The sequence below is a fragment of the Enterococcus sp. AZ196 genome, assembly GCF_050498845.1.
Classification (GTDB): domain Bacteria; phylum Bacillota; class Bacilli; order Lactobacillales; family Enterococcaceae; genus Enterococcus_A; species Enterococcus_A murrayae.
Genome location: NZ_JBIPAM010000001.1, coordinates 3,519,478 through 3,536,877, shown reverse-complemented (window position 1 = coordinate 3,536,877; position 17,400 = coordinate 3,519,478). Strand labels below are relative to the sequence as shown.

General features: G+C 34.9%; 21 protein-coding genes and 1 pseudogene. 8 read left to right on the top strand and 14 right to left on the bottom strand.

Going from position 1 to position 17,400, the window contains the following annotated elements; all coding sequences use genetic code 11:
• Window positions 1–88: 88 nt before the first annotated feature.
• Entirely contained in the window at window positions 89–307 is a 219-nt protein-coding gene (locus IGI67_RS17015) for a hypothetical protein (protein ID WP_429958508.1), read from the bottom strand.
• A 126-nt stretch (window positions 308–433) separates the two neighbouring features.
• On the opposite strand from IGI67_RS17015, the gene IGI67_RS17010 reads away from it, so the two are divergent.
• The 3 genes from IGI67_RS17010 (at window position 434) to IGI67_RS17000 (ending at window position 1,788) form a co-directional block, all read left to right on the top strand.
• Window positions 434–898, top strand: coding sequence for a hypothetical protein (locus tag IGI67_RS17010; protein ID WP_429958507.1), 465 nt, complete (start codon window positions 434–436; stop codon window positions 896–898).
• A gap of 161 nt (window positions 899–1,059) precedes the next feature.
• Window positions 1,060–1,428, top strand: coding sequence for an iron chaperone (locus IGI67_RS17005; RefSeq protein ID WP_429958506.1), 369 nt, complete (start codon window positions 1,060–1,062; stop codon window positions 1,426–1,428).
• 177 nt (window positions 1,429–1,605) lie between these two features.
• Window positions 1,606–1,788: a DUF6440 family protein gene (locus IGI67_RS17000; RefSeq protein ID WP_429958505.1), complete on the top strand. Its 183-nt coding sequence runs from the start codon at window positions 1,606–1,608 to the stop codon at window positions 1,786–1,788.
• 359 nt (window positions 1,789–2,147) lie between these two features.
• Here the strand turns inward: IGI67_RS17000 and IGI67_RS16995 are convergent.
• Window positions 2,148–3,310, bottom strand: a protein-coding gene (locus IGI67_RS16995) for an IS3 family transposase (protein WP_429958504.1) whose coding sequence is annotated in 2 segments (ribosomal slippage) — window positions 2,148–3,034 and window positions 3,034–3,310 — 1,164 coding nt in all. Because the reading frame shifts where the segments join, the coding sequence is not laid out codon by codon here.
• Between the two features lie 88 nt (window positions 3,311–3,398).
• Here IGI67_RS16995 and IGI67_RS16990 point away from each other — a divergent pair.
• The 4 genes and pseudogenes from IGI67_RS16990 to IGI67_RS16975 form a co-directional block, all read left to right on the top strand.
• Window positions 3,399–3,695: pseudogene (locus tag IGI67_RS16990) on the top strand (FosX/FosE/FosI family fosfomycin resistance thiol transferase); the annotation flags it as partial.
• A 219-nt stretch (window positions 3,696–3,914) separates the two neighbouring features.
• On the top strand, window positions 3,915–4,115 hold the full coding sequence (locus tag IGI67_RS16985; protein WP_429958080.1) for a DUF4177 domain-containing protein: 201 nt from the start codon (window positions 3,915–3,917) through the stop codon (window positions 4,113–4,115).
• Window positions 4,116–4,299: 184 nt separating this feature from the next.
• Complete coding sequence (locus IGI67_RS16980) at window positions 4,300–4,605, top strand: hypothetical protein (protein WP_429958503.1); 306 nt, start codon at window positions 4,300–4,302, stop codon at window positions 4,603–4,605.
• Window positions 4,606–4,766: 161 nt separating this feature from the next.
• On the top strand, window positions 4,767–5,429 hold the full coding sequence (locus IGI67_RS16975) for a 5'-methylthioadenosine/S-adenosylhomocysteine nucleosidase (RefSeq protein ID WP_429958502.1): 663 nt from the start codon (window positions 4,767–4,769) through the stop codon (window positions 5,427–5,429).
• A 283-nt stretch (window positions 5,430–5,712) separates the two neighbouring features.
• Here the strand turns inward: IGI67_RS16975 and IGI67_RS16970 are convergent, their stop codons facing one another.
• Entirely contained in the window at window positions 5,713–6,963 is a 1,251-nt protein-coding gene (locus tag IGI67_RS16970; protein ID WP_429958501.1) for an IS110 family transposase, read from the bottom strand.
• Window positions 6,964–7,819: 856 nt separating this feature from the next.
• Between IGI67_RS16970 and IGI67_RS16965 the strand changes: the two genes are divergently transcribed.
• Window positions 7,820–8,452: an alpha/beta fold hydrolase gene (locus tag IGI67_RS16965; protein WP_429958500.1), complete on the top strand. Its 633-nt coding sequence runs from the start codon at window positions 7,820–7,822 to the stop codon at window positions 8,450–8,452.
• A gap of 678 nt (window positions 8,453–9,130) precedes the next feature.
• Here the strand turns inward: IGI67_RS16965 and IGI67_RS16960 are convergent.
• From IGI67_RS16960 to IGI67_RS16910, 11 genes are all read right to left on the bottom strand, one after another.
• The gene (locus IGI67_RS16960; RefSeq protein WP_429958499.1) at window positions 9,131–10,336 is read right to left on the bottom strand and encodes an ABC transporter permease; all 1,206 of its coding nucleotides are present in this window, start codon (window positions 10,334–10,336) and stop codon (window positions 9,131–9,133) included.
• Between the two features lies 1 nt (window position 10,337).
• A complete protein-coding gene (locus IGI67_RS16955; protein ID WP_429958498.1) occupies window positions 10,338–11,222 on the bottom strand; it encodes an ATP-binding cassette domain-containing protein in 885 nt (294 codons plus the stop codon).
• Between the two features lie 71 nt (window positions 11,223–11,293).
• Entirely contained in the window at window positions 11,294–11,737 is a 444-nt protein-coding gene (locus tag IGI67_RS16950; protein WP_429958497.1) for an ATP-binding protein, read from the bottom strand.
• 1,028 nt (window positions 11,738–12,765) lie between these two features.
• The gene (locus IGI67_RS16945) at window positions 12,766–12,993 is read right to left on the bottom strand and encodes a transposase (RefSeq protein WP_429958496.1); all 228 of its coding nucleotides are present in this window, start codon (window positions 12,991–12,993) and stop codon (window positions 12,766–12,768) included.
• 452 nt (window positions 12,994–13,445) lie between these two features.
• Window positions 13,446–13,670, bottom strand: a complete 225-nt coding sequence (locus tag IGI67_RS16940; RefSeq protein ID WP_429958663.1) for a transposase — start codon at window positions 13,668–13,670, stop codon at window positions 13,446–13,448.
• A 170-nt stretch (window positions 13,671–13,840) separates the two neighbouring features.
• Window positions 13,841–14,023: a transposase family protein gene (locus IGI67_RS16935; protein WP_429958662.1), complete on the bottom strand. Its 183-nt coding sequence runs from the start codon at window positions 14,021–14,023 to the stop codon at window positions 13,841–13,843.
• 682 nt (window positions 14,024–14,705) lie between these two features.
• The gene (locus IGI67_RS16930) at window positions 14,706–15,446 is read right to left on the bottom strand and encodes a TraX family protein (protein WP_429958495.1); all 741 of its coding nucleotides are present in this window, start codon (window positions 15,444–15,446) and stop codon (window positions 14,706–14,708) included.
• 479 nt (window positions 15,447–15,925) lie between these two features.
• Window positions 15,926–16,129: an integrase core domain-containing protein gene (locus IGI67_RS16925; RefSeq protein ID WP_429958661.1), complete on the bottom strand. Its 204-nt coding sequence runs from the start codon at window positions 16,127–16,129 to the stop codon at window positions 15,926–15,928.
• Complete coding sequence (locus IGI67_RS16920; RefSeq protein ID WP_429958660.1) at window positions 16,129–16,722, bottom strand: IS3 family transposase; 594 nt, start codon at window positions 16,720–16,722, stop codon at window positions 16,129–16,131. Before IGI67_RS16920 ends, IGI67_RS16925 begins: the two co-directional genes overlap by 1 nt.
• An 11-nt stretch (window positions 16,723–16,733) precedes the next feature.
• Entirely contained in the window at window positions 16,734–17,033 is a 300-nt protein-coding gene (locus IGI67_RS16915; RefSeq protein ID WP_429958494.1) for a transposase, read from the bottom strand.
• A 72-nt stretch (window positions 17,034–17,105) separates the two neighbouring features.
• Complete coding sequence (locus IGI67_RS16910; RefSeq protein ID WP_429958493.1) at window positions 17,106–17,324, bottom strand: hypothetical protein; 219 nt, start codon at window positions 17,322–17,324, stop codon at window positions 17,106–17,108.
• Window positions 17,325–17,400: the final 76 nt, after the last annotated feature.

Genomic DNA, 17,400 nt, shown 5'->3' with positions numbered 1-17,400 from the left:
CGGTGGTTCTATTTGTCATGCTCTCAAAACAGACAAATTTTTTAGTAATTTCTGATTGACTTTTTATTTGCAGGCTTGATAGCTGTCGCTACTTTACCTTTTCAAATGTTCTTGCGAATGTCATAGGATCAATGGCATGAAACTCTCCTTGTACATCCTTGACTATGAAGTCTTTCGATTGTACATGGATATGAAGCCGATCAAACCGATCAACATAAGCGTCAGAGCAAAATTCAAGAACCTCTTTTAAGTTGCGCCCATTGAACCATAGTGCTTCAACCTGAATGGGTTTTTGTTTGTATTTCACTAAAATTCCTCCTCTAAGTTCTCCGTTTGCATACTTTTACTACCAACAGCTCTAACTCCTATTGTTCATAATCTTCAAATGGGTTATAATTAATATTAAAATATGATTAAAAAAAGAGTTTTAATTATGGCAAAACAAGAGAAATTATTAGAAAGTCTAAAAATGTTAGGTGTCGAACCTATCGAAGGTCGCGGAATCATTAGCCAATTCGGGAAACCAAACTTGAGCGCTAAGGTAGCATCCTTTCTGTACAAAACCGAACCTTTCTACATCTTACAACTATGTAAAAACGAGTTAATCATTGCACAATTAAAGGGCTATAGTTTTGGTTCTGGCGATATTAAAGATGATGACCCTCTGAAAGTTGAATTCTCGACAATTAAGAGTGTTTCAGTTGAAGAAAAAGGATTTAACTACTCGGTTACTATTTCCTGTGAAGATGGCGATATTGACCTAACCGTACAACAAAAAGAGCTCTCTAATCTTCGGACAAGCGGTGCACTTTCTAATGAAAACGCTTTGGGAGCTAAAAACTGGCACGCTGACAATTTGGATACCACTCTTAAAGAATTAAAGAAATTATCAAAATAGAAATTAAGGAGCATAGTTAGTTGTAGCTATGCTCCTATTCTTATCTCATCGTCCTTGATTATCTATCACATTGCCACAAACATGTGTTATTTCCTCCATTACTGAATTGATCTCCCAAGTTCATCCTCTTTTTGATATAATATGTTTAAAAGGAGTCATCTATGGAAATTTTTGAAGATTATCTGATCTCAATTGAAAACCCAATGCATCAGGAAAAGCTACGAAATCTTCTAAAAGAAATTTCGACAAGGTTCCCTGAATTAGATAGGCGAGTCGCATGGAGCTCACCGATGTTTACCCACCATGGGACCTTTATTATTGGCTTTAGTGCCGCCAAAAAATTTTTTTCTGTCTCGCCAGAAGTTTCCTGTCTTAAAAAGTTTATTACAGATGTTGAAAAATGCGGGTATTCTCATACAAAAAATATTTTTCGTATTGAATGGGAACAACCAATCAACTTTACATTGTTGGAGAAAATGATCTCCTTCAACATCATTGATAAGGAGGATTATAAAAAATTTTGGCGCTAAGCTTCTCCATTTGTTTGGAGAAGCTTTTTTTCCGCAATAGCCCCATCTAGCGGAGCTTCCCTACTCTGTTTCCTCCATTTGTGTATACACTTTAAACAAAAGTATCAATTCGCATTGACCTAATTAATCAAATAAGTTAGAATTAATGTTTAAATATGATTAAAAAGGAGTTTGATTATGGTTAAATTTGATAGTGAAAAGTTTGATGTTGTTAAATTTGGGGCAAAGGGTTCTAATGATGTTCGGGTTATTGTAGATAAGGAAACAGGCGTACAGTATCTTTTAGCAACTACTTATGGTATCGGTGCTGGCATGACTGTTTTAGTTGACGAAGATGGCAAACCTAAATTAAGAAAGTGATATTCTTTAACAGCCTTATGGGCTGTTTTTTTTGTATGTAATTGCCCCAAACATGGGGTGTCCCCTCCGATTATTGACTTTTTTATACTTTATTAATACTATTTTATTAAAAAAGGAACGATTTTCTATGCACCTTATTAGTCACATAACCTTCATAGTAAAAAATCTCGAGCAGTCTTCATTAATGTTCAAAAGTATATTTAATGCTCAAGAAGTCTATTCCAGTGATTTGGAATGGCAACACTTTTTTTGACAAAAATTATAAGGTGTTGTGAATCCCTTGGTGTTATTGCTCCGATTGCCCTTGACAATGAGCCTCCTCGGATCGGATTCTTTCCGGCAGAAGCGTACTCATTCAATTACGCTGCCTCTCCAGAGGTATCAGATCCGAGCTCATTATCAAGGGTTCGCTTCGCCAATCTCTGTTGACGAAACTGGATCGGTGTTTCATACCCCAATGTGCCGTGCAGTCGCAGATAGTTCCACCAATGCACATAATCAAATAATTCCAAGCGTAGTTGTGCCAATGTCTCAAATTGGTATTGATGCACGAATTCGACTTTAACAGATTTATAAGTAGATTCCGCAACAGCATTATCATAGGGACAGCCTTTCTTACTCAGCGAGCGCGTGATCTCAAAACCATTCAAAATCTCATTAATGGTTTGATTATCAAATTCCTTTCCACGATCTGTATGAAAAAGTTTGACATCCGTCAATGGATAAGGAATCCGGCCAAAGGCTTCTTTTACCAATGCGGCATCCTTTTTCTCGCCGCACGAATAACCGATAATTTCTCGATTAAATAAATCCAGAATGAGGCAGATATACTGCCATTTTTTTCCAACACGAACATAAGTAAGATCCGTGACGATGGCTTCCAATGGCTGTTCTTGTGTAAAGGTCCGATCTAATACATTCGCTGTTTCTGCTTCATTACAAACTGTTCGATGGCCTTTAAAATGAGCGATCGTATAGGTAGATGTCAACCCACGACGTTTCATGATTCGACCGATTCGACGCCGGCTGAGTTGAAGGTCACGCTTTGCTAAACATTTCTTCAATTTCCGGGTGCCATAGGCTTTTCGGTTACGAATAAATTCTTCCTGTATGACTTCTTCTAACTCAGACTCATTTCTGACAGGTTGTTCTTGATAATAGTAGGTTTGACGAGAAATGTTTAAAATTTTGCACATCGCTGATATCGAGTATTTGTGCTTGTTGGCATCAATTACTTGTCTTTTCGTCCGAATATCAGCGCCGCTTGCTTTAAAATATCATTCTCCATTTCGAGCTGTTTGTTTTTCTTTCGTAATGCGATCAGTTCTGCTTGTTCCGGGGTTAAGTTATCTTTTTCCTTGAACGAGCCTGTTGACTGTGCTTGCTTCACCCATTTATCGAAGGCTGAAGCGGTCAGCTCATAGTCTCGAATGATTTCTGCGCGCGGTTTGCCTGCAAGGTAGAGATCGACGATTTGTTGTTTGAATTCTTTTGAATAGGTTCTACGTTGACGTCTTGACATGATAATTCCTCCAGTGTGTTTTTTATTATTCTACACACCTCATTATTTCTGTCTAGTCTAGTGTAGCCGATTCAATTCTATACAATTTTCTGTTCATCCAGAAAGATTCTTTCTAATCGGAAATCTCTGGATAGCTATAATGGAAGACAAGTCTGCTAGTTTGGATAAAACATATAACCATATCGCTTTTAAGATTGAGTATGATGAAATAGATGATTACATTCAACGAATAGAAAACGTAAATTTAAAAATTGAAGAAGGGCGCTCTAGAATCGAAGGTGAAGGGACTTCAATTTACTTCTATGATTATGATAATCATTTGTTTGAGTTGCACACAGGAACACTCAACGAACGACTGAGCAAGTATAATTCTTTTAAGAAATAAAAAAGGACCCATATTGTTCCGCGATAGCCCCAAACATGGGGTGTTTCCTCCGATTGCATACTTATTTTAATAATTCTTAGAAACTATTGTTTCCTTTCCTGTCTTCTTTTCTCTCTATGTTAAGAAAATCAACCTCAGTAGAAAAAATAGTTTCGATTTACGCATATATTAATACTAACTTGCTAAAATGTTTTTTATTAAAGGAAAGGAGTAATAAAAATGTACGAATATAAAACTGAAGTACTGTATACGAAAACTAAATGGACTACTGACAAAGCGGAAGAAAGTGACATACTCGAGTTAAATGATCTATTTAACGAACGCTCACAAGAAGGCTGGGAGCTTGTCACATATTCCTATATGTCAACTTCACTTCAATTCAAAGGTGCCACTTTAATTACTTTCAAAAGAGAAAAATAGAAGCTGTGGTGTCTTTTTTTGGCACCATTTTTTCTTTTCTATTTCTACTTGATAGCGCCCCATGCACGTGACCTTTTTCCTGTAATTCCTCCGATTGCTGACTTATTTCATGATTTGCAATCAGTTATAATCTTTACGCTTACTCCAACCAGTAGTATACTTATTTTGAAAAGGGGGTTGACCCATGACCAAGTTATGCTTCGTTTTTACAGTTGATTCAGGAACAGGCTACGGTCCGCTAGCCCCACCTGTAAATTCTAGTGAATATTCTGATATGAAAAAATATTTTTCTACCTATTATGATGTTTCCTTCAACTACCTTAGAGATAAAGACACTGTAGATTATTTAATTGTACCTGATCCTTTCTTTTCTTTTGACAATGAAAACAATCTTCCAATAATCAAAGTCCCTGCAAAATTACTTATGACGAAAGATTTTGCGGCAATCAAGGCGTCTATAGATAACTATTTTTCTCAATTGAAACAGTAAAAGAGGCTGATGGTCTCTTTTTTTATTATCAAAAATTCTATGATGGCCCCTTCTCTATGAGCTTTCTTCACTTGAATTCTTCCATTTACGAATTTTTTCATTCGAATGTTTCAAAAATTTTTATGATACAATTATCTAAAAGTTATCTAGGAGGTTCTATTATGAAAATTGGAATTATTTCTGCTATGGATTTGGAAATACATCCTTTGATTGAAAGACTAGCTCCTGTACAAGTATTCGAATATCTAGAAAGAAAATTCTATGTTTCAAAACAAGGTATCCATCAATTTGTTTTACTGTGCTCCGGTCAAGGAAAAACAAATAGTTCCATTTTTACTCAAGTATTACTTGATAAATTTTCTCCAGATTTGGTTCTTAATATCGGTATTTGTGGAGGGATATCCTCTAATTCTTCTTTATCTGATATTTACCTCGGTAAGAAATACTATCATTACGACATACGAAAAAAGCAATCGCAACTTAAATTTCCTTATCAACTCTTTTACGAAGCCGATAAAGAAGCAATTCATTTGTTCTCAAAACATGATTCCTCATTAAAAATAGGTACTTTTGGTACAGGTGAAGGTTTCGTCACAACACATAAACAAAGGTCGTCTTTAATAAATGACTTTCACATTGATTGTGTTGACATGGAATCAGCCTCAATAGCCCAATGTTGCTTTTTGAACAAAATAAGCTTTTTATCCATACGTATTGTTTCTGACAAGGCTAATTCACAAGCGGTCAATATTGGCGAAATGGAGCAAAAAAAATTGATGTTAAAAATCTTTAATCTAATCTGCCTAATTTACCAAATAGATTAAGTTATTTCATTCAACTATTCACCTATGGTTTTCTACTACTAATCTTATGTTTTAAAGCTATTCTAGCTCCTCCATTTGTATAAGTTCATATCATTTAATAATTACCACATTCCCTTCGTATTTTTTTGATATAATCCTTTTAGAAAGCCTAATGGTAATAAGTCAAGATAAAGATTTTTAAGCAAAAGCTAGTTTTTCAAAAATTAGAACGCACTGAACTAAACCCGACGAAAATTCAAATTTTTTCGGGTCAGTTATGAAGTATTGCGCAAATAACTTTATGTTATTTCTCTATCACCATCTTCGTTGGCTGATAGAGTTGACCGTTGCGTAGTAGCACATCGATCAAGCGCACAAATTTTCTTCCAGTTAAGACGAGCGCTCGTTTATGTTGATGTTTGGGAACTTCATTTTTCTTTTTTTGATAATATTCTTGAAATTCTGGCAATGTGTTTCTTACTCGATTGGTGGCTTCAATTAAGTAATAACGAAAGTAGCGATTTCCAGAACGATTTAATGGAGTGTTTTCAGAGCTTGAGTTTCCCGATTGATTTTTTGTCCAAGTTAGTCCGGCGTATTTTGCTAACTTTGATTGATTATCAAATCGATCGATTTGACCAATTTCAGCGATTAATCCTGCGGTATAAATAGGTCCTAGACCAGGGACACTTAAAAGACATTTAGCTTCTGGAATTGCTTCAAGTAAGGACATGATTGCTTTTTCAATTTCTTTGATCTGTTTCTTTAAAAATTTGATTTCATTGGCAATTATGCCTAGTACGAGATCAATGGAGTCCTTGGTTACTTTACCTAGTCGATAAGAGCTTCGTACCGCTTTTTTAATACTTTTGGCAAGTTGCTCTGGATTTTTGAAGCGCCCTTTTCCTAGTTTTTGAAGTAATTCTACAGCGTCTTCAAGAGGCATTTCCACAAATTCATCTAGAGTAATGTCCTCCGTGAGAAGGTTCATAATGGTGGAACCAAATACTGAAGTCCTATTGTCTTCCTGAGTGAGTTTTTTTGACAAGGTATTGCATTTATACGTTAAATTTTCCAAAAAATGCTGTTTTACTTCCACCATTTGTGTGACCAATTGATAGCGGGATCTTGTCAATCGTTGCAGTCCAACATAAATTTCTTCTTTGATAGGAAACAAGGTATGAAGGTCTACTCGTAGATAGTCAGCTACAATTCGTGCATCAATTTTATCTGTTTTATCTTGATCAAACATTTTTGAATATTGTTTGATTCTATAGGGATTTTCGACTATAACTTCGACAGGCAATTGTTGTAAATCTTCGTCCAAGTAGAAAAACATTGAAGGATGGAAACTATAAACAGAAGTCGATTCCATTCCTATGACAATTCGACTGAAACCACAGGTTTCATGGTATTCAATAATTTTTTGTTTGATTTCACTAGCGCCGACTAGATCGTTACTTAGCGATCCTTCAAACAAGATTTCTTTTGAATCTAATAAAAAACAAGTATCTAATTTTTGAGAACTAACATCTAAACCGATAAATAATTTCATGGAGGGGCCTCCTTTCATATTTATTTGGAAATACTTAGCTATTGAAGTTTATTCCTGAAACCTATTGAATAACCGCAGTCTCGCTTGATAGTACTCTTCAGTTTATTTTTTAAAAGCCACTCTATTTCCTACTAGAAATAGTATAAAAAATAAACGGTACAGCTAATGGGTTTGGGGCATGATAACCAATAGGTCGGGATGCAGGCTTTCTGTTGTAGTCGAGCTACAGAAGGTAATAGCAGTGTTCCGATAGACCGTTCCATAGGTCTATTATTCAGGAACAAAGGTCAATAGCCAAACTTTAAAGTTATTTAATAAGGAATAACCCGTGAGGGTGACTGAAACGATGAAAGTCGTTTCAAAATTCATATAAAGAGACTGTTTAAACAACAGTCTCTTTATTTTGTTCCGTGATCGCCCGCCCCACAAACGATATCTTCTACCATTTCCATATGGGCTTATCACTATCAAAATCCACAAACACTTTTTTTCTTAAATTAAATCAATATTTAGCCCCCATCCTATAAAAAAAGACTAAAAATTATTATGGCTAGTATACCTGCTTTAGACATTGAGCTATTTTTAATAACTAAAGTAAATAATCGGACCACTGAACTCCTTTAATAAAATACGAAATTTCTGATTTTAGAAAAGATATCTATCAATGATAAAAATACCCATTTTTTGTAAATAATTCTATCTTTTCAATCATATATTTAACTCACCTCCTTCCTCCAACAATAGAATTTTGCAATTTACTATCATATTGTTCAGATATTTCTACTATTCTTTTTCGCTATTGTATATGATATGATAGTCTTCAATATCATAAAATGGAAAATTAAGGAGGTCGCAAATGAAACTTATCCTGCTCCACGGTATTGGTCAATCCACTGACAGTTGGAAAGAAGTCATCAAAAATATTGATAATTCTGATATTTGTCTTTTCCCTTTATTCGAAAATATAGGACCTAATGAATATGTGAATTTTAAGTATCTTAATAACAAACTGGAAGCTTTTTTGAGAACACTCAATGAACCTTTTATTTTGTGTGGCTTGTCTCTCGGGGCCATTTTAACATTACAGTATGGAACAGTTTGTAATCCCTTGTTAAAGGGCTTAATTGTTGTAGCAGGTCAGTTTGAAGCACCTGATAAAAAAATTTTAAAGTTACAAAATATGATGCTTAAATTAACTCCATCATTTTTCCTAAGAAAATCCGGAATTGTCCTTAAAAAGAAGCAACTACTACAATTAATGGATGATCTAGCAAATCTACAAATGAGTAATTCATTACAAAATATAAAAGCCCCAACTTTACTTTTGTGTGGTTCAAAAGACAAGGCTAATCTGTCAGCTACTAGCAAACTCAGTAACCTATTGAAAAATTCAACAATAGTAATTATCGAGAATGGCAAACATGAACTAAATAGAAGCTCTCCAGAAGAACTCGCCTATACAATTAATAGATTTACTCAAGAAATGTAAAATTGTGTAATTCACCATTTTTGTGTACTTTAAATACTTTGCAGCATGAGGTTGCAATCTACTTGGAACCATAATCAAATAATTAGCATACTGATAATTAGATAAACAGGAGTAGTAGAAACGAATAACTGCTACTCCTGTTTTGCTTTCCTCTTTTCGTAAATAAATAGCTGATAAAGATCAACAAAATACCACTTAAACGAAGAATATTTATTAAAGGTCATTTTTTATCAAAGTAAAGAGTTGGTAAATATTTCGATACTTATAAAAGAACGGCTACATAATATCCCAACGGCAAAATCTAAGCCACGATTGGCTAAGTAGTAGAGAAGTAGTAGAGATAAAGCCAATGGCATATAATCCGCACAAAAACAAAGTGTTTGCTAATCCGGCTAACAGAAAACTTCCGAATTCAATCGTTAAGCTGTTCTTTTCAAAGAGCACCAAGCAACTACAAGTTAATAGAAACAGTACAAGCATGATTTTGGGTGACCAATAAGAGCAGAATGTTAACATAATAAGAACGTTTCGTTTTGATTAGTTGAATTGCTTCTTCTGAACTGTCGGTTAGATAAAGTGACAAAATAAAATTAAGCTGATCAAGCGAAAAGCAGAGTTAGTAGCAATGTTACGATCACAGCTGAGTAAAAATGAAATCGCCAGAAAATCGTCGAAACTTTAGTTAGGGTTCCCATAACGCATTGTTCCTTTCCGTTTGAGATCAGCAAGTATACAGCTGACCATGAAACAAAGTAAACCTACAAGAAACCAAAAAGTACGATTGATCACTAACTCGTAAAAGATACTTTTGAAAACGTCATGTGAACCAATATTATTGAACCGCGGTATCAAATTAAGACCAATTTTACCAACGATTTGTCGACCGCTCATCATAGAAGATATGAGCCAAATGCACAATTGAAAAAGAACACTTACCAGTCCGTTAAACACTGTCGTGAGTAAGAAGCTGATTCCAACTATCGCAACAATCGTTGGAATCGTCCAGCCGAGAATGTATTGGTAAAACAATAGCAAATCGCCGGGATGCTGGTATTTTTGAGCAATATAAACGGATTGCACTGCTGGAAGCAGACTAAACAAAATAATCGGCAGGAGAAGTAAAAGAAAAGTCGCTAGAAAACGTGTTCCATACAATTTAAAGGTGGAAATGCTTTTACTATAGATGATCAATTGACTCTTAGCGCGTTTGTCACGAAGAACAACAGTTACTGCTACAAATACTGGAACTAAGGCCAAAATAATTCCTAAGTAATCACAAGTCATCCGAGCGAAGGCTCCCGAAACACGATCTTTAGTCAAAATTGTTCTGAAATTTTTAACCGCCTCTTGATAGGTTAGTTGTTTTAATGATTGGTTTAAGTAAGTATTTTTGGAAAAATCTGACCCTTTGCCAATCAAGCCTTCGACCTCTTTCATATCCTCTTCGAAGGATGGATATGAATAGTTTCTTGCTACGGGAATTTTAGTCGCCATAATAATTGGATCTATCTGAGAGTAACCATTGCCCTCACGTGATTGCGCTTGATTTAGTTCATTTATAGTCTTGCCAGTAGAATGCTCCAAAATTTTTTTGATAGCCGTTTGATCAGATTTTGATGGTTTAACCACTTTTAGAAAGCCCAAAGGGTAGGTATTATAGCTTTGATTACTATATTGCTGAAGCAGTTTGAAAAGTGTTTGCCGTTGAATATCTTTTCTATTCGTCGTTCGAGCGATCCCGTAATCATTTTGATTAGGTTTCGGCTGTTTTAACGAGAAAAAATCTGAGCCTAATTGTGTAAGGAGAAAGACGCCGATGAATAGAACAGACAGCCAATAGGTCAAACTTCTTAATGTTAATCTGAGTTCTTTCTTTAGTAGCATATTATTCCACATCCTTCATCAATAATAGGTAGAGATAAGCATCTTCTAATGTAGGGCGTTCTTCAACCACCAGCGGATGGCACATGATCTGTGCATTCGGATTGCCGATAAATCTTAGATGTGATGTGTTGCCCTCCTGCTGCAAGCTGATAATCTTGACCTGTCTTTTGGCTACGTTGAGTTCGGTACGTGGAATTTGGACACTGAAAATTTTTCCTTGAGCGTTCAATAATAACTCTTCGATTGAATCAGAAAAAATGATTCGTCCTTTTTCTAAAATTGCGACGTTTTCAGCGGCAGCTTCGATATCACCAACGATGTGAGTAGATAGCAGAACGATCTTACTTTCACTGACTTCGGCTAATAGGTTACGAAAACGCAATCGTTCCTCTGGATCTAACCCCGCTGTCGGTTCATCAACGACTAGGATCTTCGGATTATTCAGTAACGCCTGAGCAATCCCTAATCGTCGCTTCATCCCACCAGACATCGCTTTGACTTTGACATTTTTATGAATCGTTAAATTCACCTGATTTAGCAGCTCCTTGATTCGAGCTCTCCGAGTTTTTTTATCTAATTCAGAAAGGACCGCTAGATAATCTAAAGCCTGGTAAGCCGTCATGTTCCCGTACATTGAGAAGTCTTGCGGTAAAAAACCGATGATGGAGCGAATTTTTTTCTGATCATGGAGACCAATTCCATTCATTCGGATATCGCCATCTTTGGTAGGCAGCAAGGTTACCAGTGTTTTCAACAATGTCGTTTTTCCAGCACCGTTGCGGCCCAGTAAGCCAAACATACCTGTTGAAATGGAAAGATTAATATCGTAGAGAACTTGTTTTTCTCCATAGTATTGATTTAAGTGATTGATTTCGATTTGCATCATCTATCCCTCCTAATAGTGAGTAATACTCTGTTCATTTATAGGATAATCATTAAATCTCTATAAATTCTCTACTAATGTAGATTTTCAACTTTTATGGCAAAAACCGCAGAGACGATCGCACCGCCATCAATGCTGTTAACGATTTTTAGGTTGCCGACATGCTTTTGGGTTAAGGCTTCAACGATAGTCAACCCCAACCCGAAATGACTATTTTTATTCTGAAAATAGTAAGGTTCTGTTGCGGTTAGTAATTCCTTTTTAGAAAAGCCCGGACCATCATCCTTAACGTAAATAATCAACAGCTTTTCTTGCAAGGTTATGGTTATGGTAATCGTCTTTTCAGCAAAACAATAAACATTATTCAGCAGACTCTCCATTAATTCAATGATCAAGTCGCGATCATAGTCAGCAATGATCCTTGGATAGTTCTTTATTATTAGTAGTTCCTTTTCTACGCGATACTGAAGGATGTCTTGCAGGTGTTCCTCAAATTTGCTCAATGATTGCTGAGTCATACGGAGTGGCAAATCCTCCAATTTCTATAATGTTCACATCTTCTCGGAAAAAAACTAAAGCAAGTGATTTAGAAGTGAACTGATTTTGCATACTGATTTGTGTTCGCGGCATACAAGTAGTGAATACGAAGAAAGACTGAAAGAATTAACTATCACCCATTCCTATAGCTGTAAAGACTGTCTCTACACTAACACAGGAATTGAATCATTCCATGCATTATTGACGAAAGAATATGTATATCAACAACTAACCTATCAAACTTTTGAGGAATCAAAGCAACAAATTTTCAGTTGTGTTTAAGGATTTTATAATAACGTAAGAATTCATAGGGCGTTAGCTTATTTGTCTCCTGTTGAATTAAAAAAAAGATAGCGGTAGCTTAACATAAAAAAATCTCTCGTAAAAGTATCTCAGATATTGACTCTAATCCAACTATTAATTGAATTAGAAAGGAATACTAAATAATCTTCTTTTGTCAACTTAAAACTGCCTGTGTTCTCTTTATGTTATAATGTAAAAAAGCACTTGGAGGTCAAAATGCCTTTTTTAATATTAATAATGTTACCAGTTATCCTTATTGCACTGGCTATACTTTTTTGGGGAATTTTCATTACAGTCACAGGGTTAGTTGCCGGAACCTCGGCAGTCATAATTAAAAATAAGAAATTAAAAATATTTATCATTGTCACGTCATCAATCTTTTTTTTCACAGGGGTAATTATAGTCTTACCATTTTCTTCTAATTACCTCACGTTCGATGTATCGTTCTTTTTAAGTGTGCTTGTGTGTATTTTAATTTCTATTATATCCATAATTGGGATATACTTATCTAAGCAAATTATTCTTCAAAAACCTTTAAAAATAGCACTAATTTTTGTTTATATTTTATTCTTGATTTTTTCGTTATCCTATGCTCTATACATCCTTTTCTTTCTAATAAAAGTTTGAATGTTGCTTGCTCTGTAATAGAAAGCAACATTCAGAGTTAGATAAGTAAACGGCGGTATTAGAATAGTTCTTTCCTGACTTAGATCCTAAGTTCGGAAAGAATCATTTTTGTCCTCAATATTTTGAAGGAGCAGCGTCCGAACATTATACGTTTTATTTTCTTCAATTTATTCACTTTTCCTTCTGCTAAGCCATTAGAGAGTTTGGGGAAAATCATAGCATTTTGAATAGCCTCTTTATCTCGTTCCAAACCATTGATAAAAGCATCTAATTCTGCATTTTCCAAAGCTTTAGTTGATTTATCCATTGGTCTAGCGCTAGTAAACTAACTTCCGCTAGTATTTTTCTGAAATCTTGTACGCAGTGAATGATCGCCAGTAATTCAGGCATGCTGTTCAATACCCTTTCTGTTTGATCGTCCAAGGCATCACGATTTATAGTTGATTCAAAAACAAGTCGAATAATAGGTTTTCTGTGTACTTCCTTCGGTCTCTCGTTTTGATCATCAATACGTTGGCGGTTGTATTACAATAACGTTTAACAGTTCGTAGATCTAAAGAAAAATAATGATCTATTTTTTTATATGTCCAACCTAACTGCTTTTTCTCTGTTACTTTTTGGGCAAGCTCTTTTTTTTTCGGTTGGGTGATCGTTGGAACTCTTTTTAAAAGGTGTGATGTTGTACCATCTGTTGTACATATCCTCTTTAGGAATGAGCGACCGAATCGCTTTTAAGGTATGTTCTTTTAGAATATGGAATCAGTCTACAAATTGAATCGCATCGGGAAAAGCTTGAGAAATAGCATTTCTGAAAGAAGGCGCACCAGCTCGATTGACAAATGAAAGATCTTGACAGGTTAAAGACAGCCAATGCGCGACTTTTTCTTGATTTCTTGAAGGAAATAGATCAATAACTTTCTTTGCTTGAAAATTAATCAATATACTGCCGTAAAAGTGACGCTTTCTTAAAGAAAAATCATCCAAACAGAGAATGGACGCATTATTTCCAACAAAAATCTCTTTTTTTAAGCTCTGCAATCGAAATTTTACTAGTAATAATATCCAGTTGTTTTAATGTTTTTGAGATTTCTATCAGGCTTATATTTGTAGCCAATTTAAGAACAACCTTTTCCAGTCGCTCTATTTTTTTAGATTTATGTTGGGCACATTGAACCCGTTGTGAAAAAAACTTGTTCGCACATTTTTTTATTGTGACAGAGTAATTTCCGACATCGAATTTTTAGATACACTGGCTTCCCATTGACAGGCAAATCTTGAATAGTTCGATCATAATACACATGAACACGAGTAGTGGACTGCTCGCATGCGGGACATATACAGCAATGATCTTTTAGCCGGCAATGAATGAGGTATCGGTTTTCATTAATTCATCAGATTCTACTAACAATTCATCAATATCTAGCGTAAGCGTAGAAATCAGCTCCTTTCACTTATAGTCAATCTAAGCATACAACACCTAAGTCAGGAAAGAACCAATTTTAAACCGCCCTAGACAGTACTCTTCTTTTTTCCTTCTTCCCCAAAGTGATTATCATTTCTCAATTCTCTGTAGTACACTTTTCCAATATTTTTGTATAATCATTATATAATATGCATATTTCCATTGACTCCATGATTTGATGACATAGAAAAATTCTTTTTGATAATACGTGAAGTTAGTCCCACTGCTATATAAAACAGCTTTGATGCGAAATTTCCCCTACCTACATATGGGAGTGCGTTTTTTTTATTTTCTTCGCGAACAACACTGGCCATAGTCTTTCAACGTAAAAAGAGGATAGAAGCCCCCATCTATTGATTGCTTCTATCCTCTATTATTAACATCTTTATTTTTCATTCGTGATTTTCTAATTTTATAGGAAAAATTCAGGTACTTTCTCAAAAAGTATATACTTCCAGTTTAGCTTTATTCCCAACACCTCTTTAGTTTAAAAGATGTAGCTATAGAAATTAGTATTTCTTAGCTCCTAAAGAACGATATCAAAATTCTATTGTTTTTTAAAACAAGAAATATTTAATAGCCTCGAGAGCTACCAAATGTATTGGATAAAATAGATAAAATCCCCATTTTATCCAACTAGGCGAGTATCCTCTTTTTCCATTGTAGTTTAATAACAAAAATCCTACTAATAAGAATCCAAGTGCAGCGAACATTTCGGCAATATATGCTCCGGTGTTTGAGGCAGTAAATATGCCGATAATGGATATGATCTCAAAAATCACAAAATATATGAACATAGTGACTTTTATTCCTTTTTCATTATGGAACTGATAGAAAGCCCATATAAGAATAATTCCAAAAATATTCCAATCTGATAGAATTGTTAAAATTATAAAGAGTAAAACTAGTAAGGATTTTCCCATGATATTCTTTATTTTGTCATAAAAGATTAGCATTATTAACCCCATTAACAATGTAAAGAAAATATTATTAGGAATATCAGTAATGGAAAAAGCGTAATTTGGATTGTGCAATAAATAGAATGGATAAATTGATATTACCCAGAAGAATGACATCCTTAAAATATACTTTCTAATACTTCGAGTGTAATGATATCCTTCTATCAATAAGTATGCCATTATCGGAAAAGTAAACTTTCCTACAAACTCAGAAACTGCAAACAAAGGTAATGTTTGGGCGCTATGACTCCATTCAAATATTGTACCCATATGATTAATAAACATTCCAATGATTGCAATCAATTTCAAATGAAAACTATCGAATCTTTTTTCTAGCAAATGATCATCCTCCTAAAAAAGTTATTTTTAATTATTATACCACATAAAACAACCTTCACGAACATTATTAATATATAATTTCCGTCTAATATAATTGATGTATAATTCCAAAAAACATATTTTCATTAATAAAGTCATCAGTTATCAAGTTTTCTAGTTGCTCATTTCAGTGGAGGTCGGACAAAATTTTGGACTAAAAATGAACTCAGGAGGAATGCTCCTATGTTTTCCCACTAAGAACGTATAAAAGTAACTCTGTTATTTCTAAAATATGATTGTTCCTATGTCGAGACTGTTCGATATTAGTTCATCCTTCAATTGTGGATTTGAGTCAATATCTTGAACATATTTTAGTAGAGACGGTTTGGAATGGTTATACTAAAGTGACAGAAAAAATAGGCGGATTCGTGGAATGGCAAGACTTTTATGGACAAAAAGATACGTTAATTTTGTGAAAGTAGAAATTCGTCTGGTGTTTTCTAGCCCAAACTAGAATGTATTCTTTTTGCGTTGTAGTAATTTTCTAGATAGTTTACAAGCTGCAGGACAGCTTCCGCCTTGCTTTTGAAACCATGTTTGTTTAATACTTCTCGTTTAAGTGATTTATAAAAGGACCCCATTACAGCGTTATCGTAAGGGGTGCCCTTTCTTGAATGACTAAGTAGTAATTTATTTGCTTGAATTACTTCAAAAAAAGATGACTTATATATTGAGATCCTTGATCCACATGAATGACTAATCCAGCCTTTGGCTTTTCTTTGAAAAGAGCAGTCTCTAGACTTTCAACACCTAATTCATCTCTCATATGATTGTCGATACGGTAGCTAACCACTCGACGTGAATAAGCATCCATGTACGTACTGAGATAAAGCGTGCCTTCGACAGTAGGTATATAACCAAACCAAACAGTATGAGGCGATTTTACAGAGAAATTCTGATATACTAAGTTCTTTTGTACACTACAACAACCAGTCTTTTGTCTCCGATATTTTCGGCGAACGCCGCGAGTATAGAGGCCTTGAGTATGAAGAAGTCTAGTAATACGCCTACGACTGATTGCTAATTGGTATTCTTTTTGTAAGACAAACTTGATTCTTCTAGCTCCATAGCGGCCTTTATGTTCAAGAAAAATTTCTTTTAACAGTTCAGCTAAGGTTTCGTTTTCAATTTCAAGGTTTGATGGCTCCCGTTGACAGAACAAATAATAGCCTGCGCGTGAGACATTCAGACAACGACAAGCCTCTAAAATAGAGAGCATTCCTCGATGATCTTTTATAAACTCAAAAATTACCGAAATCTTCCTTTTTCTTTCAGGAAGACTTCGAACTTTTTTAGGAGTTCCACTTCTTCTTTTAACCGTTTATTCTCTTTTTCGAGGCGTGTATTTTCATTTCTACGAACGAATTCATGGCTTCCTCTTCCGGGAAAGGCACGTTCTCCATATTTTTCATACTCTTGAATCCACCGATAGATGGAGTTAGGATGGACTTCCAATTTTTTTGAAACAGTTTTGGCAGGAAATCCTTCATTCAGGACGAGTAAAACAGCTTGTCGTTTGAATTCTTGTGTGAATGATCTACGTTTCAAAGTAATTCCACCTCAAATTCTCTTAACTTGGTGTCTACTTTAGTATAACCATTCCACAAATTCTCTTAATTTCTATGTCCACTTTTCTGTTGACACTCCACAAAAGACTCTAAAAAAATGAGTCCACTTTATTGACCCAGATCCAAGTCCATCGTTTATTGTGATGTTTCGAACTTCTTTAGTGATACTTCCTTCTGCAATTCCTCCACCTTCAAAGCCAGCTTCCACATCTATTGCTTTCATCTGTGCTGGATGTATAAGTATGGCTAATCCTAAAATTAGTGTAGCCATTATCAATTCATCCCAAATTATTATAGTCATTTTTGTGGACGAAGAAGATATTCATCTTTATTCGCATATCTAGTAT